Source organism: Streptomyces sp. NPDC006296, assembly GCF_040613235.1.
Lineage (GTDB): Bacteria > Actinomycetota > Actinomycetes > Streptomycetales > Streptomycetaceae > Streptomyces.
Genome location: NZ_JBEXRT010000015.1, coordinates 134,459 through 157,155 on the forward strand (window position 1 = coordinate 134,459; position 22,697 = coordinate 157,155).

Sequence of the window (22,697 nt, forward strand, 5' to 3'; positions counted from 1 at the left end):
TGGCGGGTGGCAGACTTTGTCGGCATGAGCGAACAGGTGTGTCTCAGAGACGTCGTCCAGGCCGATCTGGAGGTGTTCCTCGCGCAGGAACACGACCCGGAGGCCGCCCGCCGGTCGAACTTCCCGCCCCGCGAGCGCGAGGCCTTCCTGACCCACTGGGCGACGACGGTCCTCGGTGACCCGTCCGTCCTCGTGCAGACCGTCACCGTCGACGGAGTGACGGCGGGCAACCTGGTGGCCTGGTGGGACGGGGACCGGCGCTTCATCGGGTACTGGCTCGGCCGGGAGTACTGGGGCCGGGGCATCGGCACCCGGGCCCTGGGACTCTTCCTGGAGAAGGAGACCGCACGGCCCCTGTACGCCGACCCGTTCGCGAAGAACACCGGCTCGGTGCGGCTGCTGGAGAGGCACGGCTTCCGGAACACCGGGACGGTGCTGCACGGCGGGCACGAACACCTCATGCTGGTGCTGGACGGCGACGCCTGACCGCCCATCAGCGACGGGTCGCCGTCTGACCGCGCCCCCGGCACCGGCGCCGTCCGGCCGCGCGCGCACCGCCCCGACGCGCCCGTCCGTCCGGCGGACCCGCTCGATAGGATCCTGCCGCGGCCCCGTCCCCGGGGGGCCGGGTCGACGACCGCCCCCCGAGGGCGATGTCCGGCCGTGCGCGCCGTCGCCGCGGGAACCACCGGGACGGCGACCGCAACACCGAGTGAGTGGAGTGCCAGTCATGCGTGGAGGCAGTATCGCCGTGGTCGGCGGCAGCATAGCGGGGTGCGCCGCGGCCCTGGCCGCGTCGCGCGGCGGGGCCGAGCGGATCACCGTCTTCGAGCGGGCCGACGCCCGGCTCCGCGACCGGGGGGTGGGGATAGCCCTCCACAGCGACCGCTACGACGAGCTCAGGGACGCCGGATACGTGGCCCCCGAGATGCCCTGGGCCCCCCTGACCCGCCGCGTGTGGAGCGTCCGCGACGGCGACGCGGACCACGGCCGCCCCATAGGCCGGCAGCCCTTCCCCTTCCGCGCCTACAGCTGGGGCTCGCTCTGGAGCGAGCTGCGCCGCCGGGTCCCCGAGGAGGTCTCCTACCGTTCCGGCGCCGCCGTCAGCCAGGTGGAGCCCGACGCGGACGGGGTCACGCTGCGCCTCGCGGACGGGTACGAGGAGCACTTCGACGTCGTGATCGGCGCGGACGGATACCGTTCCGTCGTCCGGGAGGCCATGTTCCCCGGCACCGACGCGACGTACGCCGGATACATAGGCTGGCGCGGCACGTCCTCGGACGTCGAGGGCCTCCCCTCGGACGGCCAGGACGCGCACAACATCGTCTTCCCCGGCGGCCACTGCATGCTCTACCGGATACCGGACGGCACCGGCGGCCACCTGCTCAACTGGGTGCTCTACACGGCCCCTCCGCGCACCGACGGCCTCCACCCCGACCTGCGGATCCCGACCTCCCTGCCCCCGGGCCGGCTCAACTCCCGGCTCACGGAGCACCTGCGGGCCCTGGTCGCCGACACCTTCCCGCCGTACTGGGCGTCCCGGGTGCTCCGCACCCCCGCCGAGACCACCTTCATCCAGCCCATCTACGACCTGGAGGTCCCGCACTACGCCTCCGGGCGGATGCTGCTCCTCGGCGACGCCGCCAGCGTGGCCCGGCCGCACATCGGCGGCGGCAGTGTGAAGGCCCTCCAGGACGCGGCGGCCCTGGAAGCCGCCTGGACGGCCGGCGGCAGCTGGAAGGAGGTCCTCACGGCCTACGACGCCGGCCGCGGCCCGGTCGGGGCGGCGATGGTCGCACTCGCCCGCAGGATGGGCAGCACACAGGTCGAGAACACCCCCGACTGGCAGGCCATGGGGCAGCCCGAGTTCGACGCGTGGTGGCAGGACCAGAACAGCGGATCCGACCGGCGCAGCGGTTTCGGCGGGCACAGCATCAAGGCCGGCTGAGGACCGTCCCGTGGCCGCCGCGCCCCACCGGGGAGGCGCCGGACGCGCCGCGGGGGCGGTGGCCCGCCACCGCCCCCGCCGTCCGCGGCACACGCCGCTCAGGCCGTGAGCGGGGCGAGTTCGAGAGCGGCCTGCAGGGCGGAGCCGTCGGCCCGGGCCTCCTCGCCGCCCGTGCGCAGCGCCGTCCGCCCCGACGTGAGGACCGTCAGGGTGTGGGCGCACTCGGCGGCCTGGGCCGGGCTGGGCGACACCAGCAGCACGGCGAGGCCCTCGTCCGCCAGCCGGGTCACCAGCGAGTGGACCTGCCGGACCAGCCCCGGTGCGAGGCCCTCCGTCGGCTCGTCGAGCAGCAGGACACGCGGCGAGCCGAGCAGCGCGCGGGCCAGGGCCAGCATCTGCTGCTCACCGCCGGACAGGTCCGTGCCCCGGTTGCCGAGGCGTTCGCCCAGCCGGGGCAGCAGCTCCAGGACACGCGCCGGGGTCCACACGACGGGACGCGCGGCGGCGTCGCGGCGCGGCGGACGGGAGGACAGCCGCAGGTGCTCGGCGACCGTGAGCCCCCCGAACACCCGGCGGCCCTGCGGCACGAGGCCGATCCCGGCGCGCGCGATCCGGTGCGCGGGCAGACCCGTCACGTCGAGGCCGTCCAGCAGCACGGAACCGGCACTCGGCCGCATCAGCCCGGCGACGGTGTGGACGAGGGTGGTCTTGCCCGCGCCGTTGTGGCCGACGACCGCGTGCACCGTGCCCGCCGGTACGGACAGGTCGAGGCCGTGCAGGACGGTGCCGCCGTGGTAACCCGCGGTCAGGCCGGTGAGTTCGAGCATCGGGGGACGGTCATCCTTTCGCTTCGGCGACGGCGGCGGACGCCGCACCGGTGCCGTGGTAGGCGTCGCGGACCTCCGGGTGGGCGAGCGCCTCCCGGGCCGGGCCGGTGACGAGCACCCGGCCCGCCGCCAGCACGGTGACGGTCGTGGCGAGCTGGGCGACCACCTCCACATGGTGCTCGACCAGAATGACCGCCACCTGCGCGGGCAGGGCGCCCAGGATCCCCAGGACCCGGCCGATGTCGCCGTCCGTCAGCCCGGCCGCGGGCTCGTCCAGCAGCAGCAGCCGCGGTTCCCCCGCCAGCGCCGCGGCGAGGTCGAGCATGCGGCGCTGCCCGTGGGACAGCGTGGAGGCCGGACGGCCGGCGAGGTCCGCGAGACCGACGGTCTCCAGGTGGCGCCGCGCGGACTCGGTGTGCCGCCGGTAGCGCGAGGGGCTGCGCCACGCGCCGCGCCGCTCCGGGTGGTGCGGCCAGCCCGCCAGCACGACGTTGTCCAGGACCGTCAGATCACCGATGACCGTGGGCTGCTGGAAGCTGCGCGCGATGCCGAGACGGCTGCGCCGCGCGGTGGCGGTGCGGGTGATGTCGGCGCCGTCCAGGGCGATCGTGCCGCGGTCGGGCCGGTCGGTGCCCGCGATGAGGTTGAGCAGGGTGGTCTTGCCGGCGCCGTTGGGGCCGATGACCGCGTGCCGGGCCCCCGCCGGGAGCCGGAGGCTGACGTCGTCCACCGCGGTGAGGCTGCCGTACCGGCGGGTGAGACCGGACAGGTCCAGGACCGGGGGTCCCGGGTCGGCGTGGGGTGCGGGCGTCATGGCGAGACCTTTCCGGGGGCGGCCGGCGCGGGGGCCGTCCGCGCCCCTTCGCCGGACGGGGGGCCGCCCGGGTCCCGGCCGCCGCGCAGGCCGGCCAGACCGCGGGGCAGCAGGTACACGGCGGCGACGAACAGCGTGCCGAGCAGCAGCGGACCGTGACCGGGCCACGAACCGGCCACCCAGTCGCGGGTGATGACGATGAGCCCCGCCCCCATCAGGGCGCCGATCACCGACGAGGCACCGCCGATGACGGCCGCGAGCAGGGCGAAGGCCGCGATCTCGAAACCGACGTCGGCGGGGGAGAGGTACTGCTGGACCGTGACCATCAGCGAACCGCCGACACCGGCCAGCGCGCCGGCGCAGATGTGGGCCACCAGCAGGTAGCGGCCCACGGGGTGCCCCGAGGCGCGCATCCGGGCCTCGGCCCCCCGGGTGCCGGTCAGCAGCTTCCCGGCGGGCGAGCGCAGGACGAGCAGCGTGACGGTGACGACGACGACCGAGACGACCAGGGCATAGGTGTAGAGCTCGCTCTCCCCGGTCATCCCCTCACCGCCCCACAGCGCCTGTGTCGCCGGGAAGCCGACGAGACCGTCGGCGCCCCCGGTGACGGACTTGAGCTGGTTGACGACCGCGCCGGTCAGCTCGCCGACGGCGAGCGTGATCATCAGCACGGTGGTCCCGCGGGCCCGGATCACCGCCGGCCCGACCACCGCGGAGAAGACCCCCGCCGCGAGCGCGGCCAGGACGATCTGGACGGGGCCCGAGGTCCATCCGGCGTCCGCGAGGTTCGCGGTGGCGTAGGCACCCACGGCGAACGGAGCGGTCTGCCCGAGCGTGGGCAGCCCTGCGTAGCCGGTGAGGACGGTGACGCTGACCGCGAGGAGCCCCAGGGCCAGCGCGGAACCGGCCAGCGAGACGCTGTACGGGTCGAGCACCCACGGCAGCACCGTCAGGACCGCGAGCAGGACCAGCAGCGGGGCGGCCCCCCGCCACCCGGTCCCGCCCGGGAGCAGCCCGGACCGGCGGGCCGGCCCCGCGGCCGCGGGAGCCTTCACCGGAGTCCCCCCGCCCGTGCCCGCGGGATCCGGGGTCCTGACGCGGGACATCCGGGCGGCGAGCCTGCGGCGGAGCCGGTCGACCGGGTCCGGCGACGGCTCGTGGGAACCGTGCGGGGCCGCCGGCTCCGCGAAGCGCGCACGCAGCACCAGCACCGCCGCCATCGCGGCGAAGAGCAGATAGGGAGCGAGGTCCGGCGCCAGGGACACCCCGAGCGTCTGGACCTCGCCGACCGCGATCGCCGCGAGGAGCGTCGCCCACAGCGAACGCAGCCCGCCGAGCACGACCACCACGAGGGAGAGCATCAGCACCGTCTCGGACGTACCCGGTCCGGGGCCGATGATCGGCGCCCCGAGCACCCCCGCCGCCCCGGCCAGCGCACCGGCCGCGGCGAGCACGCCGGTGTGCACGGCCCGGGGGCTGTGCCCGGTGGTCGCGAGCATCTGCGGATCGTCGGCGGCGGCACGCACCGCCGCACCCATCCGGGTCCGGGTCAGCACCCAGGTGCCGAAGGCCGCGAGCAGCACGGCCATCACGATGAAGCACAGGCGGTACGCCGGATACCGGTGGCCCAGCAGGGTCACCGAGGTGTCGAGCGCCCCGGGGACCCGTACCGGAAGCTCGTCCGCCCCGAAGATCTGGACCAGCAGGTCGCCGCCGACGAGGGCCAGCCCGAACGTCAGCAGCGCCTGCGCGAGATGCCCGCGCCCGGTGAGCGGGGCCGTCGCCGCGGACAGGCCCGCTCCCGCGGCGCACGCGGCGGCGGTCCCGGCGGCCAGCCCGAGGGCCAGACCGCCCCAGGTCCCGTCACTGAGCTCGGCCCCGGTGTAGGCGCCGATCGCGTACAGCGTGCCGTGCGAGAGGTTCAGCACGCCCGCGGTGCCGAAGGCCAGGCTCAGGCCGGCGGCGACCACGAACAGCAGCAGCCCGTAGGCCACGCCGTCCACCGCCGGCACGAGGTGGGCATCGAGGAGATCCATGTCAGCTGCCGAGCGTCGCCAGGTCCTGGACCATGACGTTGGCCATCTGGGCACCGTCCGGACGCACCTGGCGCAGGTACCAGGTCTGCACCGGCGAGTGGGCCTTGTCGCCGAACTCCCAGGCGCCGCGCGGGCTGTCGATCTGGCCCAGGTCCGCGATGGCCTCGTTGATGGTCTGCGGCGTCACGTCACCCTTCTTCGCCGCGTCGGCGACCGCCTTGTCCAGCACGGCGGCCGCGTCGTACGACGCCATCGCGTAGGTGGTGGGCTGGGTGTCGTGCTTGGCGGTCCAGTCCGCGGCGAACGTGCGGTTGGCCTCGTTGTCGAGGTCGGCCGCGTAGTTCAGGACCGAGTAGATGTCCTTGGCCGCGGCGCCCTGGGCCTGGAGCACACTGCCCTCGGTGACGAAGGCCGTGTACAGCGGGAGATCGGCGATGTCCGACTGGGCGTACTGCTTGGCGAAGTCGATGGCCGCCTTGCCGGCGTAGAAGCAGTACACCGCCTTGGCGTCGGTCTTGGCGATCTCGGCGAAGTACGGCATGAAGTTCGTGGTCTTCGGGAACGGCGTCCAGGTGGTCTTGCCGTCCGGGTTGGCGAGCTTGCCCTTGACCCGCTTGAACTCGTCGGTGAAGCCGCGTAGTTCGTCGTACCCGCCCTGGTAGTCGGGGCCGATCGCGTAGACCGGTCCGTCGACCTTCTCCTTGACGTAGGGGGCGATGGCCTTGCCCGGCTCGTCGGACAGGAAGCTGGTCGTCCAGACGTATTCGAGGTCCTTCACGGGCGGCCGGGCGTTCGACCCCAGGAAGGGGATCTTGGCCTGGTCGACCAGCGGCAGCACCGCGTTGAACGACCCGCCGCTGACGAAGCCCGTCAGCACGTCGACCTTGTCCTTCTTGACCAGCTTGGTGGTCGCGGGGACGGCGGTCGGCGGGCCGTCGCCCTCGTCCGCCACGATCAGTTCGGCCTTGCGGCCGCCCAGCTTGTTGTCGTGGGTCTCCAGGTACAGCTCGAACCCGGCGCGCAGCTCGGTGCCCACCGGCTCGTAGGTGCCGGACAGGGAGGCCACCAGGCCCACCTTCACGGTCTCGTCGCCCGCACCGCTGTCACCGCTGCAACCGGTGACGGCGGCCAGGCCGAGGGCGAGGGCGGCGGCGCAGGCCGGCCTGAATCTACGCGGGCGGGGGCTGGATATGTCGAAGAACATGAAGGCTCTCATCAGAGTCGTCGCAAACGAACGGACAGGGGGCGGTGCTGTACGGGCCGGCCCGCGGGTCAGCGCACGGGAGGCAGACTGGTCTCCCTGACCTCGGGGGACAGCGCGTCACCGAGCTGGTTGATCAGCTCGGACATCATGTAGCTGACCTCGCCGATGTCCGCGTCCCTGGTCGTGGTCACCAGCAGCGAGGCGCCGCTGGACACGGCCATCGAGAACATGTAGCCGCCCTCCATCGCGGTGAGGCTGTGCTCCACGGGATCGGTGTTCGTCAACTGGGCCGCCGCGGACAGCAGGTTGACGACGCCGGAGGCGATGGCGGCCAGCCGCTCGGCGTCGTCGCGCTCCACGCCCGTGTAGGCGAGCGCGAGTCCGTCCACGGACACGGCTATCGCCTGGGTGACCTCCGGAATGCGTCCGGCGAAGTCGCTCAGGATCCAGTTCAGGCCGCTTGAAGTGGTCATTTCTTCGTCCGTTCGGTGTCGTCGTCGGCGGCGGAACGCCCCCGGTGGTTCGTACTCCTGTTGATTCCCTGGGCGTAGGCCGCCAGGACGTCGGAAACCTGCCGGGAGTCCCGGCGGCGGGGCTGCTTCGGAGCGGCCGCCCCGGACCGCTGCCCGGCGCCCTCCCGCTTGCCCGAGTTGGGCCACTGCTGTGTCGCTCTGCGCTGCCGCACCGGCAGCCCCGAGGAGCTGACCCCGGCGATGCGCGAGGCGGGCTCTTCCCCGGGCCCGGCCGCGGTCTCCCGTCCGGCCGGCGTCTCCCGCCCGGCCGCGGTCTCCCGCCCGAAGGGAGTCTCCCGCTCGGCCGGCGTCTCCCGCCCGAACGGATTCCCCCGTCCGGCCGGCGTCTCGCGCCCGGGGGCGCGGCTCTCGTCCGGTGTGCGGGAGGGACCGCCGGGCGCCGGGACGCCGGTGTCCCGCGCGGTGTTCCCACCGGTACCCGCGCCGGCCGGTGCGCCGTTGTGGCCGGGCCGGGCGTCGGCCCAGGCCGGCTGCCTGCGGCCGTTCGGTCCCGGGGGTGCCACGGCGCGGGGCGTCTCGTAGCTGACGTCGTGGCCGGGAGCCCGGACGTGGTCCGGCCGGGACGCGTCCTGCGGTGCCGGCGCGCCCTCCTGCGGGACCGCGGCCAGCACCTTCGCGGGCAGCGTGACCTCGGCGATGGTGCCGGGACCCGACGAGTCGCGCAGTTCGACGACGATGCCGTGGCGGGCCGCGAGCCGCGCGACCACGTGCAGGCCCATGGACCGCACGTCGCCGATGCCCGCCTGCGGTTCGCGCAGCGCGGCGTTGTGGACCGCGCGGCGCTCCGCGGCCATCCCGACCCCCTCGTCGACGATCTGCACCACGGCCCGGTCCCACAGCCGCCACACGGCGACCCCGACCTGTGCCTCGGGAGGGGAGAACCGGGTCGCGTTGTCGAGGAGTTCGGCCAGGATGTGCGCCACGTCGTGCACGGCGCGCGCGGTGATGCCGATGCCCGACTCGACGACCCCCAGGGACACCCGGTCGAACCGCTCGATCTGCTGGGCGGCGGCCACGACGACGGTGGAGCAGTCGACGTCGGCCGCCCGCACCCGCGCGTTCCCGTAACCGCCCAGGACCAGGAGGTTGTTGGTGTTGCGCTCCATGCGGATCGCGAGGTGGTCGAGAGCGAAGAGGGTCTTCATGCGCTCGGGGTCGGCCTCGTCGCGCTGCACCGTGTCCAGCTCGGACACCATGACGGCGGTCAGCTGCGCACCCCTGCGGGCGACGCCCACCAGGGTCTCCGCGAACTGCTCGTGGATGTGCGCCTGCTGGGCCGCCAGGCGGACGGCCTCGTGGTGGACGGCGTTGAACGCCTCGCCGACCTCACCGATCTCGTCCTCGCCCGTGGTGGTGACCGGGTCACCCGTCCGCAGGGCGACCTGCTCGGGCGTCGCGCCGCTCAGCGCGCCCGGCTGGGACAGCTCCTTCATCACGGACGGCAGCCCGGTGTGGGCGACCTCGTGCGCGGCGTTGCGCAGATCGCGCAACCGCCGGACCATGGCCCGTCCCAGGCGGACCGCGACGACGACGGCACCGACCAGGGTCAGCACCACCAGTGCGATCTCGCCGCCCGCCGTCCACATGAGGCGGGTGCGGGTCTCGGAGACCAGGGTGAAGACGGACTCGTCGATGCGCAGTTCCACCGAGCGCAGCAGCGCCTGGCGGTCGGCGGAGGCCTTCTGCCACTCCTTCGGCGTGACCGTGAGGTCCTTCCCCGCACCCGTGCGCCCGATCTCGTCCTCGAGCCGCCGGGCCTCCAGCGCCTTCGTCCCGGAGAGTGTGCGCTCCAGCCAGGTCCGCCACTCGGCCGGACCGAGGTCGTACAGGACACCGAGCGACTCGGTGTAGCCCAGCCGGCCGGCGTCGAAGGTCCGCTGCGACGCGGTCGTGAAACCGCCCGCGGCCTGCGCCCTCATCACGGTCACCTGCTGCTGGGCGGTGTGCTCGGCCGCCTCGGACAGGGCGGCCGCGGCGCGGATCCGGTCCGCGATGTCGGCGTCGACCCCGTCCGCCTGCGCGATGCCGTCGCGGTAGCCGTTGAGATCGGCGATCACGATGCGGTACCCGAAGGCGAGGGCCGAGATGGTGCTGCTGCCCGAACGCACCTGGGCGCGCAGGGCGGGTATCTCCTCGATGAACCGGTCGACGCGGTCCAGGGCGTCCTGCGCGTTCCCGGGGACCCCGGTCAGACTCCGGGTCCGGTCGCGGAACCGGGCGATGCTTCTGTCGGTCGCGTCCGAGGAGAGACGGAACGCTTCCGAACTCGCCTGTTTCGAGACCAGAGCGGTCGCTGCGGCCCGCTCGCGCTGCAGTTGGTGGGTCAGTTCTCCCGAGACGGTGGCGGCGTCGACCATGGAGGTCAGCCGGTCGGCCTGGAGCGCCTGGTCGGTCGCGGGCGCGAGGGCCAGTACCGAGAAGGTGAGGGCCACGGTCAGGGGCGCGGTGACGAGGAGGACGAGACGGCTGTTGATCTTCACTGCGCGGCTCCGTCGCCGGAACCGGTGCTGAGAATCGGTGACACGCAGATACCTGTTAACGGGTTGTGGGGGGTGTCGGCCCGGGACGACGACACGTCGTCCGGGGCCGTCGAGGGCGGACGCACAGCGCGAGTGACACGAGTGAGGAAGAGGTCATGTGGGGGGACAGGGGGAATCACGGGGCACGCGCTACCCCGTGGCGCGGCATGATCTTATGCCGTTGTACGGAACTCCAGACCGGTATATCTCCAAAAAGAATGCGCGACAGTTGCACAGGAACAGTCCGAACCGATCGTAAGTGCTCGAACGGTGACCGTTTCTGAGACCTCGCCACGGTCCGGAGCGGCACTTTTGAACCCCGCTTGACCAGCGGTCCGATGCCTCCGCCGACGCCGCGGCTCCCCCTGCGGGGCAGCTCACGCGGGCTCCCGCACGCCCTCCGGCCCGCCCGGAGCGCGCCCCGAGGTCGTTGCGGAAAAGTTAGATCCGGCCACCGTTCGCGGAACGCGCCACCCCGGTACGGGCCGTGGATCGCGTCCCGGTGAGCGGAGCCGGGCCCCGCCCGCCCCCCGGTCAGAGCCGACCGTCCGGTTGGTTCTGACCACGGGGCAGGACGGGACCCGGCCGTCACACCTGCGGCGCCGTCACGCCCGTGGCACCGTCACGTCCGTGACGCCGACACTCCCGCGGCGCCGTCACTCCCGCGGGTGCCGTCACTTCCCCCGCGCCAGGGCGATCGCACCCTGGAGCCGCTCACCGGCCTCGTAGATCATGTACGGCACCCCGTTCTCGGTGCCGAAACTCGGCGAGGCGGTGCGGCCGTTGTCCGGGGCGCCGTTCATCGAGTCGTGGAACACACCCAGGTGGTTGCGGCGGGAGAAGTCCTTGCCGACCTCGGTGATCATGATGTCGCCGCCGCTGCTCTTGTCCTTGTTGTAGACGACGTACGCGCTGCCGCCCCGCGTGAGCAGGTGCGGTCCGCCGATGTTGACCGCGCCCACGTCCGAGTGCCTGATCAGAGGCGTCTGGTCGAAGGTCCAGGTGCGCCCGTCGGCCGACCAGCCCCAGCCGATGTCCCGGTGGTCGCTCTTGTCGTTCCGCATGAACATCATCACGTACTTCGCCCCGCGCGCGGGCAGGTCGTGCCGGAAGACGCGGGCGTAGGACGTCTCCGTCGTACCCGCCGGCAGCATCGCGGTGGTGAGCACCACCTTGTCGTACGTGAAGGTGACGCCGTCCTTGGAGCTCGCCAGGCGGGTGGTGTTGTTCTCGCCGTGGAAGTACAGCCACATCTCCTTCGCCTCCTCGTTCCACAGCACGTGGGGCGAGGAGACGTGGCTGACCTTGTAGTGCGGCTGCCAGTTGTTCGAGACGATCGGATTGTGCGGGTACTCGGTGAACGGCCCCTCCAGGGAGTCGCCGTAGGCCAGGCAGATGCCGCCGGGGGCGTCGTGCGGCGCGTAGTAGAGGTAGAAGCGGCCGAGGGCGCCGGTCAGCCGGCCTACGGTGCCCCGGACGCACGGGAAGATGATCTCCCCGGTCGGGTTGTACGCCAGGTCGGACGGCTTCAGCAGCGTCCTGACGTAGCTGTAGTCGGGGAAGCCGCCGGGTGCCGCCGCGGCGGCACCCGCCGTCCCCGCGCCGACCGCGAGCGCGGTGCCGGTGGCCGCCGCCCCGCGCAGGAGGACACGGCGCGAGAGGCCTGACGGGTGGATCTGACTCGGGTTCTCGTGCGGCTCGTTCATGGCGGTACTCCGTCCCGGGAGAAGGTGGTCAGAGATGGGCGGCGGCGGTCACGCAGAAGCCGCCGAGGGCGACGGCCCACACATAGGGCAGGGTGCGGACCATGACCTGCTGGGGGCCGACCCCCGCGTACTGGGCACTCCAGACGGTCTGGGTGCTGGTGGGGTCGGCGACGCCGAAGACCTGGTTGTAGGACGCGGCCAGGCCGAGCACGGCGACGGCGGGGTAGATGCCCGCCGCGATCAGGACCCCGGCGATGCCCGCGCCGAGGCCGTAGACGTTGAGCGGGCCCCGGTAGAGGCACAGCGGCACCAGTGCGGTGAAGACCAGCACGAACAGCACCGGGTTCTGCGGGCTGACGGCCTTCACCAGCGGTTCCAGCGCCTCGATCGCGCCGGGCAGCTTCACCGCGGCCAGCAGGATGCCGATGGCGATGAACAGCGCGATCGGCGGCGCGGCGACCTCGAAGCCGCCGTACAGGGTGCGCAGCAGCCGCTTGTTCATCTCGCGCGGCCGGGTCGTGGTGACCAGGGCGTACAGCACGCCCGCCAGCAGCGAGGGGATGATGGCCAGTTCGAGACCGAGGGCCAGGACCAGCGGCACGACCGGGGTGAGCAGCGCGTACCAGGGCGCGTCGCCCAGCCGCTCACGGCGCGAACGCGGCCTCGCGGCAGGCGACTTCAGCGACCAGGTGTGCTCGACGCCCCGGCGCCGCGACTCGATCAGCACGTACGCCACGGCCGCGACCAGCGCCAGCGGGAACAGCTTCACCATGAAGCCGCGCACCGTCGGCACCGGCAGGTCCAGGGCGGTCGAGAAGAACTGCCAGATGGGCAGTTCGAACGGCACGCCCACGGCGATGCCCATGAGGATGGTGCCCGCCGCCGTGACCTTCGGGATGCCCACGGCGACCATCGCCGGGATCCCGATGATGCCGGCGAGCATCGCGGCGGGGGCGGAGCCCGTCACCGTGCCGATCAGCGCCGACACCGCGAGGACACCGAGCGCCACGACCGTCGGCCGGTCGCCGCCGAACTCCACGATCTTGCGGACGATGGTCCCGGCGATGCCGGTCTCGTCGAGGAGCCGGCCCAGCCACGAGCCCAGCAGAACCGCGATCATCGTGGAGGCGAGCATCGGAGCCCCCTCCTGGACGACCGTGTCCAGGACGCTCTCCTCGCCGGTCAGCGGCGCTCCGGCCACCAGCGCGATGACGACGCCGAGCAGGACCAGGGCGAAGGCGGTGGGCAGCTTGCGGGTGAGCATCGCGGCCACACCGGCCGCCATGACGATCAGGATGACAACGCCCATGGCGCTACTTCTCTCTCTGGGTCACGGCGTCCGCGAGCGCGGCCGTGAGGTGCAGGGGACTGCGGCCGAGCCCGCAGACGGTACGGGCGTGGGCGTGGGCGGCGATCTCCTCCGCGCCCGCCACGTGCCCGTGTATCCGGAACCGGCCGGCGCGCAGCACGACATGGCCCAGGGCGTGTTTCAGCGCGGCCTTCGCCGGACCGTGGTGGAGGTGTTCGTGCACCGCCTCGTGGGCGAGCGCCGCCTCCCGCACCGAGCCGCGCGGGTACCAGTGGCGCCAGCCCCGCGCGTCGATCAGCGCCTCGGCCGCGGCGAGCGTGTCGGTGTAGAGCTCCACGGAGGGCACGGGTCGCGAGACGTACCGGGCCAGCAGCCCCCGCTCCAGCCCGTCGGAACGCTCGACGACCGCGGCCCGGCACGGCACGGGGGCCAGCCCCGCACCGAAGGCCTCGGCCGTACGCGCCCAGTGGCGCAGCAGCTCCGGGTCGCGGCTCTCGTGGGTGGGGGTCGCGGCCAGCAGCCGGACCGCGAGGTCGAGGTCCTCGTCGCCCTCCCACGGATCCGCCGCGGAGGCGACCGGGCCCGCACCCTCCGCGCGCGCCACCGCATCCGCGCCGCCCGGCCGGCCCGCACCCGCGGCCCTCGCGCGGCCCGTGCCCGCCCTCGCGGCGCGGCTCATATCCGCACCTCCAGCACGGCGACCACCGGTTCGTCGGCGCCGCGGGAGCCCAGCTCGCTGCGGGCCAGCGCGAGCAGCGGCTGCGGGTCCAGCACCCCCGACAGGTCCGCGATCCGGGAGCCCAGCAGCAGCCGCACGGCCGGGGCACGCACCCCGCCGTCGCCGTACGAGGTGCTCTCCCGCACCAGCCGGGCCAGGACCTCGGGCGCCTCCGCGACCCTGGTGGTCTCCACCCGTGCGTCGGAGACGTGCAGACGGATCACCCCGTCCGCGTCGACGATCCGCACCGGATGCCGGGTCGTGCGCAGGGCGCGCCTGACCTCGGTCCCGTACACCGTGTGGGAGGGGGTCCCGGCCAGCACGCTGACCCGCGAGGGGTCCGTCCGGAGACTGGCCGCCGCCGTCCGCAGCCGCTCCGCCTCGTCCGCGCGGTGCGCCCGGTCCTGGGTGCGCAGCTCGGTGGCGCCCGTGGCGACCGCCCGTACGGTGCTCGTCTGCGGGTCGACGGTGACCTCGACCTCGACCCCGTCGGCCGCGGCGCCCTGCGCGACGACCGCGGCCTCCGCCTCGGCGCGCACGGCGAGGATCTGCTCCTGCCCCGCCCCCGGGACGATCCGCTCCACCTGCTCCCGCACCAGGGCCAGCGCCACCCCGATCGGGCTGATCACCTCACTGTGCCGCGCGATGCGCCCCTCCAGGCCGCAGACCGCGGCCAGATGCGGCGTCACGGAGGCGGCCCCGCCGCCGCCACCGACCAGCAGTGCGGTGTCCTTGTCCAGCCGGTAGTCCCGGATCATCGTGTCCACGACCGACCTGACCCGGGCCGTCCCCGCGTCGAGGAGTCTCCCCGCGGCGGTCGCCACGTCCGTGCCGAGCGCCGCGGCCAGCGGTGCCAGCGCCGCCCGCGCGACCTCCTGGTCGCTGCGCGCGAAGTCGCCCTCCGGCACCCGGCCCAGGGCGTTGGCCGCGCAGGTCATGGTGAGGGCGAAGCGCCCGCCCGCCGCGTCGATGACCGCGTAGTCGTCCGGGTCGCCGCCCATCGGCCGGACGGTGGTGAGCGTCGCGTCCCGCAGGTCCTCCGCCGAGGCGTAACACGCGTAGGGCAGACCGGCGATGTGTGCGCTCCGCGGCCCGACCCCGGTGACCCGCCCGCCCGCGATCCGGACCATGGAGCCGCCGCCCACACCGACCGTCCGCACGTCCAGGGCGTTCAGGTAGGACTTCTTGCCGAGGACGGTGGCGTGCCGCACCGCCACCTTGCCGCGCCGCACGACACTGACGTCGGTCGAGGTGCCGCCCGTCTCCAGGAACACGCCCTCGCTGATCCGCTCCTGCATCAGCGCCCCCGCGACACCGGCCGCCGGGCCCGACAGGACCGTCAGCAGCGGCCTGCGCCGCATCTCGTCCAGCGACATCACCCCGCCGTCGCACCGCATCACCATCAGCGGCGCACCCACCCCGGCCTTGGTGATGGACGCGTCCACGAGGTCGGCGGTGGCGAGCATGCGCGGCAGGATCGCCGCGTTCACGACGGCGGTGCGGGTCCGCTTGTGCAGCCCGTACAGCGAGGTGATCTCGTGCGCGGCGGTCAGCGGCAGCCCGGTGGCGCGGGCGGCCTCCACGACGGCCCGCTCGCCCTCCGGCCGGTCCACGCTGAACGGCTCGGAGGCCACCAGGACCTGGGCGCCCTGCCCGGCCAGGGACTCGGCGGCGCGCCGCACGGACTCCGCGTCGTCGGGGTCGCCGACATGGGCGTAGGCGAGCGGGAGGGTCCGGCCCGGGGCGAGTTCGAGCTTGCCGAGCCCCGCGAGCCGGCGGGTCAGGACGGCGGACGGGCCGGTTCCGATCCCGATCAGGCCCACGGTGGCGACATCGCCCTCCAGCAGCGCGTTGGTAGCCTGGGTGGTGCCGTGCGCGAGGAAAGCGACGTCCTCGGGTGCGCGGCCGGTCTCTTCCAGCAGACGCGCGAGCGCTTCCACGATGCCGTGGGCGACGCCGTCTTCGTGATGGTGGCTGGTGGGGACCTTCACCTGTCCCAGGAGTTCCAGCGTCGTGGCGTCGACGGCCACGGCGTCGGTGAAGGTTCCGCCCACGTCGATGCCGACGCGGATGCGGTGTGTGGTCATGGTTGGGCACCTCCTTGTGCGGGTCGGCAGTGCGGGGGCGGGCCGGGCGGGACAGGTGGAGCTGTCCCGCCCGGCGTTTCCGCCCGGTGGGGCGTCGTGCCGGGTCGTGCGGGCGTCGTCGCCCCGCGGTGGACCGTGCTCAGTAGCCGCGTACGTCGGGCCAGTGGCGCTGCACGCCCTCCGCGTCCAGCAGCCGGGCGAACTCCTCGAACCGCTTGTCGTCGGCCTGGACCTGGTGGGGTCCGACCCCCTCGGCGACACAGTGCGCGGCCAGCGCGCCGGCGACCTCGCCGATGTTCCACTCCACCGGGTGGAGCCGGTAGCAGCCGTTGGTGATGTGCGTGGTGCCGATGTTCTTGCCCGCCGGGAGGAGGTTGCGGACCCGCCGCGGCACGAGGGCGCCGAGCGGGATCTCGAACGGCACCGAACCGATGTCGATGTAGTTGTCGCCGCCGGTGGAGGGGTGCAGGTCGATGCGGTAGTTGCCGACACCCACCGAGTCCCGGTACGCGGTGCGCCCGTAGGGGCCGACCACGTCGATGGCGACGTCCTGCTCCGTGACGGTGGTGACCGCCTTGATGCGACGCGACTCCCGGACGTAGGGGGCCTTGGCCAGGCCGTCGGCCGTGCCGGTGACGTCGGGGCGCAGCCGCAGGCCGGGGAAGCCGGTGCCGCCGTCCTGGCGCGGTGCCTCGGTCTGGAGCCAGTGGAGGACCGACAGCGACAACTGCCGTGCCTCCCGCAGCGCCTGGGCCGTGGTCTCCGGGCCGCCGCCGATCAGGGGCTTCAGCCAGTAGTCGTTGAGTGGCCAGTTGACCAGGGTGATGTCGGAGTCGAAGGCGCCGGGCCGGTGCAGCCCGCGCGCCAGGATGCGGCGGAATCCCCACAGCTCCTTGTCGCCCGCGTCGGCGCTCTGGTCGGCGTTGACGGCGAGCGGGTCGACCTCCGGGTTCGGCACGAACGTCCGGGGGACGGCCTCCAGCGAACGCGGGTCGGGGGCGAGGAAGCCGAGGAGCGGACCCGGCCAGAAGTCCGGCCGGTAGGAACGCCAGAAGTCGTAGTCGGCGGGCCGGTCGACTACGTGGTTCTCGCCCTCGTGGTGGGAGAGCGCGAAGCACACGGTGATGCCCTGCTGGTTGAGCGGCTGTGCCTCCTCGGGCGCGTGCGGCTCGCCGAACTCGGCACGCGACTCGGCGCCCACGGCGTGCTCGACACCGCCGAGTTCGAGGAGTTCCCCGGTCTCCGTGGCGTCGACGACGTACCGTGCGCGGATCGTGGTCCGGGTCCCGTCGCGCAGGGACTCCAGGGTGACCGCACTGATGACATCGTTGTCGGCCTCGGCGGCCACCGCCCGGTGCTCGGTCAGCAGCGTCAGCCGGCCCGAGGCCCGGTGCGGGGCGATCATGCCCTCCAGGACGGCGAGGGCCACGCGCGGCTCGTGGCAGAGCTTGCTGACCCGCCCGGCCCCCGGGTTGAGGCCGGTCAGTGCGAGCGCCTCCGAACGCATCGGGTACCACCGGCGGTAGTAGTCCCGGATGCCCTCGCGCAGGGCGCGGTAGGTGGCGGTCGTGCCGAACTGCTCCACCCACGGGTGCTCGTCCGGCGGCACGGCCTGGGAGGTGAGCTGACCGCCTATCCAGTCGGTCTCCTCGGTGAGGACGACGGTCCGGCCGGCCCGGCAGGCGGCCAGCGCGGCGGCCACGCCGCCCAGTCCGGCGCCGACGACGATGATGTCCGGTTCGGGGATCACGTTTCTCCTTGTGCGGTACGGGTCGTGCTGTGCGGTGGTGCGGGGGCGTCCTCCGCGCCGGCCGGACGCGGTGGGTGCCGGTCCGGATCCGGCCGTCCGCCGGGCGGCGGTCCGGTGGTGGCGCCGGCCCGGTAGGCGCAGGCCACCAGGGTCACCAGCCGTTCGGGGACGTCCTCCCCGGCGACCAGCGTGGCGAGCAGGAGTACGGCCTCCGCGCCCAGCCGGGCGCGGGGGATGTCGAATCCGGTGGGCTCGGGCGCGCCGGCGAGGTCCGGCGGCGGACTGCCGAGGAGCGCCAGCGAGAGGTCGCCGGGGCAGTCCAGGCCGGCCGCGCGGACCGCCGCGGTCAGCGCACGCCAGGCCGCTCCGCTGTCGGTCTCCTCGGCCACGAACGCGGTGACGCCCTCGGCCAGCCACTGCCGCAGACGCTCCGGGGTCAGTGCGTGGGCGGGATCGGCGCTGCGGAACACGGCTCCGGGCCCGTCGGGCAGCCCCGAGGCCCGCAGCCCTTCCAGGAAGCCCTGTTCGCGGTCGCCCGACGCGGGCGCCTCGTCGTCCTCGCGGATCAGGACGACCCGGCGGTGCCCGAGCGCGGCGAGCCGCTGCACGACCTCGCGGCTGGCACTGACGTAGTCGGCGCCGACCCAGGCCAGGCCCTCCGGTTCGTCGCGGCGGCCCAGGTGGACGACGGGGAACCCGTCGTCCACGAGCCTGCGCAGGTCGTCCACCGGCGCATGGCGCCCCAGCAGCAGGCAACCGTCCGCGAGCCGGGCCCGGTTGAGGGCGTGCGGACCGTCGGCCCCGGCGCCGCCGGAGCTGGACCCGGTGAAGAGCACCAGGTCGTAGCCGCGCGCGGCGGCCTCCTGCTCCACACCGACCAGGAAGGGGTAGTACGAGTGCTGCACATCGGTGGGGAAGGTGGCCGTGAAGCTGAACACCCCGAGGAGGTCGTTCCGCGCGGCGGCCAGCCGGCGCGCCGCGGGGTCCGGCACGTACCCCAGGGTGCGGGCCGCGTCGAGCACGTTCTGCCGGGTCTCCTGCGAGATGGCCGGGCCCTGCTTCTTCCCCGCCAGCACCAGGGAGACCGTGGCCTGCGAGACGCCCGCGAGCCGGGCGACCTCCGCCTGGCGCGGACGGCCGGTGCGCCCGGCCGGTGCGGGCGCCCGGCCCCGTCTGACGCGCTTCGCGGGTTCCTCCACCACGTTCCCTCCAGCTGTTAATGCGTATTACTGATGCGCATTGACGAGTACTGTGCGCGCGCCGGAACCGTCGGTCAAGAGGCCGGACCGAACTTTCCTCGCCGCCTCCGGCTCCGCGGACCCGCTCCGCCGGGCCGCCGCGGCGGGTGCCGGGACGCGGCGGACCGCCGCCCGGGGGAGCGCGGACCCGGGGCTGCGGGGGCGGTCGCACGGGCTGCTCTACCGACCGTGCGACCGTGCCTGGCGCGGCCCGTTCTATGGCCGCGCGCGCCCTATGGGGCGGGCTGCCAGCACACGTCCGTCTTCTGCATCCGTGCAGGTAAAGGGCGAAACAACTCACTGGACTCGCACGTGTGTTCACGTAGGATTCGCGGGTCCTCCGGCCCCTCGGGCAGAGCGCGGGAGGCGGGGGACGAACGCGATGATCTCTGTCAATTTTGACATGACACGAACAAGAATGTCCGAGGTGATGTGGATGCACGGCATACGGAGATGGGGGCCTGCAGCGGCTGCCCTGACGCTGCTGGCGGGAATTTTCACAGGAGTTCAGGCACCCCCGGCGGAGGCGGCGGTCGGCTGCTTCCGCGCGAGCTGCGCGGGCAAGAGCCCGGTCGCCATGGGGTGCGACGACGACGCGCAGATCCTCCAGCAGGTCACCGAACCCGACGAGTCGGTCGTCGTACGGCTGATGTGGTCCCCGCTGTGCCAGGGGGTGTGGGCCAAGATCTCGCGCGATCTCGACACCTCGCCCGACTACGTGTACCTGACGCTGTGGACGACCCGTGAGCCCTACGGCGGCATCGAGGACTACGACAACACCGGGTGTCCTCGCCGACGGGGTGGCGGGCGCCTACACCGTGATGCAGAACTGGAAGGACAGCACGGCCAAGGCCTGCTGGAACGACGTCCACGCCCAGTACGACCCCCAGCCGGTGCGGTACGTCATCGACGACCCCAACTCCACCGGGGACAAACCGGTCGACGCCAGCCTCCCGGCCACACACGGCCTCTGCACGGATTGGCTGTGAGGAAGAGCATGCGTACGAGACGACTCATCAGACACCTGACCATGAACCCGCTCGTCGCCATGAGCGTGGTCGCGGCGTCCGCCGCCCTCATCCCGCTGGCGAACACGGACAGCACGGTGGCCCCCACCGCCGACGACGGCACGACGGCCCGTCTGTTCGCCACGCCCAGCAAGGACCTGGGATCGGGCTACGCCTCCTCGGCGGACGCGATCGTGCAGGCCACCGGCGACGCCGAAGGTCTGCACATCCTCGCGGCGAAGGAGAGCGACGGCTTCTCCTTCTACGAGGTCGCCCGGCTGAACCGCCGGGAGCTCTCCGACACCGGCCCGTGGACGGGCTACGTCTGCACCACCGGGTCCGGCGACTACGCGGCGGCGGTGTAAGCCCCTCCGCGTGGTCCAACCAGCCCGGCGCGTACGAGAACGGCGCCTTCGCCGCGGTCGTCCGCCTCTCCGACGGCAAGGTCACCGAGATCCCCGACCGGGTCCAGCTCGCGTACTTCACCCCGGGATGCGGCACCGGCGACGAGGTGGCCTTCACCTCCAGCTCGGCCACCGACAGGTCGGCCGGCTCCACGACGGTGACCCAGGTGGACGCCGCCACCGGAACGGTCACCTCCCGCCGCACGGTCGGCGGCTACCTCACCCACGTCACGCCCACCGGACAGGGCACCGTCGGCGTGCTCGACGGCGACCTCGTGGACCTGAAGGGCGCCGGCAAGAAGCTGTCCGCCCGCAAGCTGGCCGCCGTGCCCGGCCCGATGTTCGCGCTCACCGCCTCCGGGAACGGCGCGGTGGACGTCGGCACGGTGGACGGCGGGAAGAGCGTCATCTCGCGCTTCGACGGCACACGCTTCACCGAGCTGGGCCGCGCCCCGAAGGGCGACGTCAAGCTGCTGCCCGTCGCGGGGGGCGCCGCGGTCGTCGGAGACGTCGCGGACATCGACACCGCCAAGGCACCGGGACTCTCCGCGTTCGCGGTCGACGGCCGGGTGGCCGGGATCTCCCGCCACGGCCACCTGGTGGCCAACTCGGTCTTCTCCGAGTGCCTCTCGGGATCCGGGCCAGGAGAACGCAGGCCACGGCGAGACATATGCGCGCTTTCTTCACGGTGCTCTCTTCAGACGGGTTCCGGAGACGCATGCTGCTGCATGTACGCGCCAATCATGGAAAGGCGGGTCTCCGGATGTCCGTCTGTCCGGGAAGGGCGCCCCTCGGTGGGGTGCCCCCGGGAGGGTGGAGCCCGGGGAGAAGCCTCCGCGAGGGCAACGCCCCGGGGTGCACCGTCACTCCGTTCGGCGGGCGGGCTCGTCGCCATCCGAGAGCCCTCGCAGCGCCCGTGGCCGAAGGTGCTACCGGCTGAACTCCTCGAACGCGGAACGGAGATCCGCGGCCACCGTGTCGGCGTTCCGCTCCTCGATGCGATGACGCGGGAGGAAGTGGACGAGCTCACCGTCCTTGAACAGGGCGAACGACGGTTCGGACGGGGGGATGTCCGCGAAGTAGCTGCGCATCCGCGCGGTGGCGTCCGTTTCCTGCTCGGCGAGGACGGTCAGCAGCCGGTCGGGACGGGAGGAACAGTCCTCCAGCGCCCTGCGGACACCGGGCCGTGCCGTCGCGGCGGCGACGCCGCTCACGGAATTGACGGCCACCAGGGTCAGGCCCTTCCCGATGTCCTTCATCGCGCCGTCCACCTCTTCGGTGGTCAGCAGATCCGTGAACCCGATCTCGGTCAGCTCTTCCTTCATCGGCCTGACCAGCAGGGGTGAGTACCGCATTCCAGCTCCTTACGCAAGGTGACCAGTTCGTAGCCCATCGTAGCGAACGAGGGGTGTGCGGGAGCCGCAAGTCCGATCTTGGTGACGGGCAAGCCCGCCCCCCTCGCGCTTCGGCGTGCGAGGGCAACGGCGGTGCGGGTGCCGGTGATTCACGCTCACCGGCCCGAGCGGGCGGCCCCCCGACCCCGGAGGCATTTTCCATGGCCTCCAGGGGGAGGGCCGGCCTTGCGACGATCCGCTCCTGGCTCCGACCGTGCTCGGCCGAACCGGGCCTAGGAGTCGACTGCGTCCCGCACCATGGCGGCGAAGTCGTGGTGAGGCTCGGGGTCTTCACCGTCGCCGGGCCACCACACGTACGCGGTCCACTCGCCGTTGTCCGCGATGCCGTCGACGTGCAGCAGCCAGTAGCACCCGCTGCCGCCGTTGTCGTCGCCGATCAGCAGACACCGCTTGAGCACGGCGAGCTGGTCCACGAAGAAGTCGCCGTCCGACCACGCCTCGACGAGCTCGGGGTCCAGCTCGGCGAACCAGCCGATCTCCCCGACCCGGAACAGGTCGACGGACCCGATGTCCTCCCAGCCATCACTGACTTGGAGGAAGTTTCGGTACGAGCGGGGGAGCGTCACCCCGAGTCGCTCCTCGGCAACCGCGATCGCCTCCTCACTCGCCGGTTCGGCGCCGGCCCACCCGGCCTCCAGCCGCTCCTTGCTGATGACCTGGCGTCGGTCCTCGACGGCCTCACGGACCTCGTCCGAGTCGATGTGCCGGGCGTTGAAGTCGCTGAGGAACGTGTGCCATTCCGTGACCGTCAGGGGTGAGGGGGTCGTCATTCCGGAACTCCGATGATGAGTACGGTGCGTGGCGAACAGCCTCACACGCACCACTGACAGTCGAAGCGCTGCGCTGGCTCTGCGCGGGCCTGGCCTCCCACCAACTGCCCCAGGTATGCGCGCATCATCTGCTCCGGCTCGCCGTACGCAGCTCGCGTTCGAAGCAGTTGACGGACCTGTGCGTGTGGCCCCTGCAGGTGGAACGGGGCGGTCGTGTGGACGACGAAGCTCGGCGGGCTCACCGGCTCGCGGCGCAGCACCACGCGCGCCGCGCGCACGTCGACGGGCCCGCGCCCGGCCGGCAGGTCGCCATCGACCGGGGTGGATCTCGCTGCAGGCGAGGCGTGAGTGGTCGTCGACGGCGGAGTGGACGTAGTCGAAGCCCATGTTGCTGCGGGTGGCCCGTCCGGCC

At 73.1% G+C, this 22,697-nt stretch carries 18 protein-coding genes and 1 pseudogene; 5 read left to right on the forward strand and 14 right to left on the reverse strand.

The features are described 5' to 3' along the window. Positions 1-24: 24 nt before the first annotated feature. Both ABZ172_RS13395 and ABZ172_RS13400 read left to right on the forward strand, forming a co-directional pair. Positions 25-486: a GNAT family N-acetyltransferase gene (locus ABZ172_RS13395; RefSeq protein WP_356883409.1), complete on the forward strand. Its 462-nt coding sequence runs from the start codon at positions 25-27 to the stop codon at positions 484-486. A gap of 244 nt (positions 487-730) precedes the next feature. Next, the gene (locus ABZ172_RS13400) at positions 731-1,948 is read left to right on the forward strand and encodes an FAD-dependent monooxygenase (RefSeq protein WP_356883411.1); all 1,218 of its coding nucleotides are present in this window, start codon (positions 731-733) and stop codon (positions 1,946-1,948) included. Positions 1,949-2,046: 98 nt separating this feature from the next. Here the strand turns inward: ABZ172_RS13400 and ABZ172_RS13405 are convergent, their stop codons facing one another. The 12 genes from ABZ172_RS13405 to ABZ172_RS13460 all read right to left on the reverse strand — a co-directional run bounded on the left by ABZ172_RS13405 (position 2,047) and on the right by ABZ172_RS13460 (position 18,650). Further along, complete coding sequence (locus ABZ172_RS13405; RefSeq protein WP_356883413.1) at positions 2,047-2,775, reverse strand: ABC transporter ATP-binding protein; 729 nt, start codon at positions 2,773-2,775, stop codon at positions 2,047-2,049. A 10-nt stretch (positions 2,776-2,785) separates the two neighbouring features. After that, on the reverse strand, positions 2,786-3,589 hold the full coding sequence (locus ABZ172_RS13410) for an ABC transporter ATP-binding protein (RefSeq protein ID WP_356883415.1): 804 nt from the start codon (positions 3,587-3,589) through the stop codon (positions 2,786-2,788). Continuing rightward, on the reverse strand, positions 3,586-5,625 hold the full coding sequence (locus ABZ172_RS13415; protein WP_356883417.1) for an ABC transporter permease: 2,040 nt from the start codon (positions 5,623-5,625) through the stop codon (positions 3,586-3,588). The genes ABZ172_RS13410 and ABZ172_RS13415 overlap by 4 nt, the downstream gene beginning before the upstream one ends. A gap of 1 nt (position 5,626) precedes the next feature. After that, on the reverse strand, positions 5,627-6,829 hold the full coding sequence (locus ABZ172_RS13420) for an ABC transporter substrate-binding protein (RefSeq protein WP_356883419.1): 1,203 nt from the start codon (positions 6,827-6,829) through the stop codon (positions 5,627-5,629). Positions 6,830-6,897: 68 nt separating this feature from the next. Further along, positions 6,898-7,302 (reverse strand): roadblock/LC7 domain-containing protein, encoded by a 405-nt coding sequence (locus tag ABZ172_RS13425; protein ID WP_356883421.1) that lies wholly within the window; start codon positions 7,300-7,302, stop codon positions 6,898-6,900. Then, positions 7,299-9,842: a nitrate- and nitrite sensing domain-containing protein gene (locus tag ABZ172_RS13430; protein ID WP_356883423.1), complete on the reverse strand. Its 2,544-nt coding sequence runs from the start codon at positions 9,840-9,842 to the stop codon at positions 7,299-7,301. The genes ABZ172_RS13425 and ABZ172_RS13430 overlap by 4 nt, the downstream gene beginning before the upstream one ends. Positions 9,843-10,555: 713 nt before the next feature. Further along, complete coding sequence (locus ABZ172_RS13435; protein ID WP_356883425.1) at positions 10,556-11,587, reverse strand: hypothetical protein; 1,032 nt, start codon at positions 11,585-11,587, stop codon at positions 10,556-10,558. A 28-nt stretch (positions 11,588-11,615) separates the two neighbouring features. Then, entirely contained in the window at positions 11,616-12,896 is a 1,281-nt protein-coding gene (locus tag ABZ172_RS13440; protein ID WP_356883427.1) for a TRAP transporter large permease subunit, read from the reverse strand. A 4-nt stretch (positions 12,897-12,900) separates the two neighbouring features. Then, a complete protein-coding gene (locus ABZ172_RS13445; protein WP_356883429.1) occupies positions 12,901-13,575 on the reverse strand; it encodes a hypothetical protein in 675 nt (224 codons plus the stop codon). Next, complete coding sequence (locus ABZ172_RS13450; RefSeq protein WP_356883431.1) at positions 13,572-15,701, reverse strand: hydantoinase/oxoprolinase family protein; 2,130 nt, start codon at positions 15,699-15,701, stop codon at positions 13,572-13,574. Before ABZ172_RS13450 ends, ABZ172_RS13445 begins: the two co-directional genes overlap by 4 nt. Positions 15,702-15,840: 139 nt before the next feature. Continuing rightward, positions 15,841-17,451: an FAD-dependent oxidoreductase gene (locus ABZ172_RS13455; protein ID WP_356883433.1), complete on the reverse strand. Its 1,611-nt coding sequence runs from the start codon at positions 17,449-17,451 to the stop codon at positions 15,841-15,843. After that, complete coding sequence (locus ABZ172_RS13460) at positions 17,448-18,650, reverse strand: LacI family DNA-binding transcriptional regulator (protein ID WP_356883439.1); 1,203 nt, start codon at positions 18,648-18,650, stop codon at positions 17,448-17,450. The genes ABZ172_RS13455 and ABZ172_RS13460 overlap by 4 nt, the downstream gene beginning before the upstream one ends. Before the next feature lie 475 nt (positions 18,651-19,125). Here ABZ172_RS13460 and ABZ172_RS13465 point away from each other — a divergent pair. The 3 genes and pseudogenes from ABZ172_RS13465 to ABZ172_RS13475 all read left to right on the forward strand — a co-directional run. After that, positions 19,126-19,371, forward strand: a pseudogene (locus ABZ172_RS13465) (DUF2690 domain-containing protein); the annotation flags it as partial. A 61-nt stretch (positions 19,372-19,432) separates the two neighbouring features. After that, on the forward strand, positions 19,433-19,678 hold the full coding sequence (locus tag ABZ172_RS13470; protein ID WP_356883443.1) for a hypothetical protein: 246 nt from the start codon (positions 19,433-19,435) through the stop codon (positions 19,676-19,678). Between the two features lie 8 nt (positions 19,679-19,686). Next, positions 19,687-20,061 carry a hypothetical protein gene (locus ABZ172_RS13475; protein WP_356883445.1) on the forward strand — a complete coding sequence of 125 codons (375 nt, stop codon included), beginning with the start codon at positions 19,687-19,689 and terminating at the stop codon, positions 20,059-20,061. A gap of 968 nt (positions 20,062-21,029) precedes the next feature. On the opposite strand, the gene ABZ172_RS13480 is transcribed toward ABZ172_RS13475, so the two are convergent. Together ABZ172_RS13480 and ABZ172_RS13485 are read right to left on the reverse strand one after the other, a co-directional pair. Beyond that, positions 21,030-21,455, reverse strand: coding sequence for a BrxA/BrxB family bacilliredoxin (locus tag ABZ172_RS13480; RefSeq protein WP_356883435.1), 426 nt, complete (start codon positions 21,453-21,455; stop codon positions 21,030-21,032). A gap of 272 nt (positions 21,456-21,727) precedes the next feature. Further along, a complete protein-coding gene (locus tag ABZ172_RS13485; protein ID WP_356883441.1) occupies positions 21,728-22,285 on the reverse strand; it encodes an SMI1/KNR4 family protein in 558 nt (185 codons plus the stop codon). Between the last annotated feature and the right edge of the window lie 412 nt (positions 22,286-22,697).

What these genes read in the sequence shown, in the direction of transcription:
- ABZ172_RS13395 (WP_356883409.1), top strand. Translation starts at nt 25, where the DNA reads ATGAGCGAACAGGTGTGTCTCAGAGACGTCGTCCAGGCCGATCTGGAG.
- ABZ172_RS13400 (WP_356883411.1), top strand. Translation starts at nt 731, where the DNA reads ATGCGTGGAGGCAGTATCGCCGTGGTCGGCGGCAGCATAGCGGGGTGC.
- ABZ172_RS13405 (WP_356883413.1), bottom strand. Translation starts at nt 2,775, where the DNA reads ATGCTCGAACTCACCGGCCTGACCGCGGGTTACCACGGCGGCACCGTC.
- ABZ172_RS13410 (WP_356883415.1), bottom strand. Translation starts at nt 3,589, where the DNA reads ATGACGCCCGCACCCCACGCCGACCCGGGACCCCCGGTCCTGGACCTG.
- ABZ172_RS13415 (WP_356883417.1), bottom strand. Translation starts at nt 5,625, where the DNA reads ATGGATCTCCTCGATGCCCACCTCGTGCCGGCGGTGGACGGCGTGGCC.
- ABZ172_RS13420 (WP_356883419.1), bottom strand. Translation starts at nt 6,829, where the DNA reads ATGTTCTTCGACATATCCAGCCCCCGCCCGCGTAGATTCAGGCCGGCC.
- ABZ172_RS13425 (WP_356883421.1), bottom strand. Translation starts at nt 7,302, where the DNA reads ATGACCACTTCAAGCGGCCTGAACTGGATCCTGAGCGACTTCGCCGGA.
- ABZ172_RS13435 (WP_356883425.1), bottom strand. Translation starts at nt 11,587, where the DNA reads ATGAACGAGCCGCACGAGAACCCGAGTCAGATCCACCCGTCAGGCCTC.
- ABZ172_RS13440 (WP_356883427.1), bottom strand. Translation starts at nt 12,896, where the DNA reads ATGGGCGTTGTCATCCTGATCGTCATGGCGGCCGGTGTGGCCGCGATG.
- ABZ172_RS13445 (WP_356883429.1), bottom strand. Translation starts at nt 13,575, where the DNA reads ATGAGCCGCGCCGCGAGGGCGGGCACGGGCCGCGCGAGGGCCGCGGGT.
- ABZ172_RS13450 (WP_356883431.1), bottom strand. Translation starts at nt 15,701, where the DNA reads ATGACCACACACCGCATCCGCGTCGGCATCGACGTGGGCGGAACCTTC.
- ABZ172_RS13475 (WP_356883445.1), top strand. Translation starts at nt 19,687, where the DNA reads ATGCGTACGAGACGACTCATCAGACACCTGACCATGAACCCGCTCGTC.
- ABZ172_RS13480 (WP_356883435.1), bottom strand. Translation starts at nt 21,455, where the DNA reads ATGCGGTACTCACCCCTGCTGGTCAGGCCGATGAAGGAAGAGCTGACC.
- ABZ172_RS13485 (WP_356883441.1), bottom strand. Translation starts at nt 22,285, where the DNA reads ATGACGACCCCCTCACCCCTGACGGTCACGGAATGGCACACGTTCCTC.